Source organism: Pseudomonas artemisiae (assembly GCF_057128685.1).
Window position 1 is genome coordinate 1 of record NZ_JBSKHS010000040.1, and the last position, 748, is coordinate 748.

Annotated in this window: 1 protein-coding gene; it reads left to right on the top strand. The window is 61.4% G+C overall.

The window, feature by feature from the left end:
• A partial coding sequence (gene gpJ / locus ACWKV4_RS20600) for a TipJ family phage tail tip protein (protein WP_483839560.1) occupies positions 1-748 on the top strand: 748 nt, incomplete at both ends.

The following is a 748-nucleotide window of genomic DNA, read 5'->3' on the forward strand; positions in this document are numbered from 1 at the left end:
GGCGTGACCTGGGAACAGCGTACCGGCGAGGCGGACCAGGACTACATTACCGGCTTCCCCGCGGTTGAAACTGAGCATTCGGTAGGCGTTGAGCTAAAGGCTTCCCAACCCTGGACCCAGGCCATCAGCAACCTGCAGCTTTCGGCCATCCGCCTGCAGCTCGGCGCCAGCACGCTCTACAAGCAGGAAAGCGACGGCGACACCGTTGGCTATACCGTTAACTACCAGGTGCTCCTGTCCACTGATGGCTCCGACTACGTGCCCGTGATCAGCACGGCATTCAGCGGCAAAACCACCAACGGCTACCAGCGTTCGCATCGGGTGGACCTGCCGGCGGCCGAGGAAGGCTGGTCCATCCGTGTGCTGCGGACCACTCCGGATTCGACCGGCTCGAACATCCAGGCCACCACCAGTGTGGTCAGTTACACCGAGGTGATCGACGCCAAGCTTCAGTATCCCTATACGGCCCTTGCTGGCCTGAAGATCGATGCCAGCCAGTTCTCGTCCATCCCTGAACGTGCCTACCGTATCCGTGGGCGGATCATCTCGGTACCGGCCAACTACGAACCCTCAACCCGCACCTACGCGGGGACTTGGGACGGCACCTTCAAGCTGGCCTGGACCGATAACCCGGCCTGGATCTACCGCGACCTGATTTTGAATGACCGTTACGGGCTGGGCCGCTTTATCAGCGATGGGCAGGTCGATAAATGGGCGCTGTACCAGATCGCCCGGTACTGCGATGAGC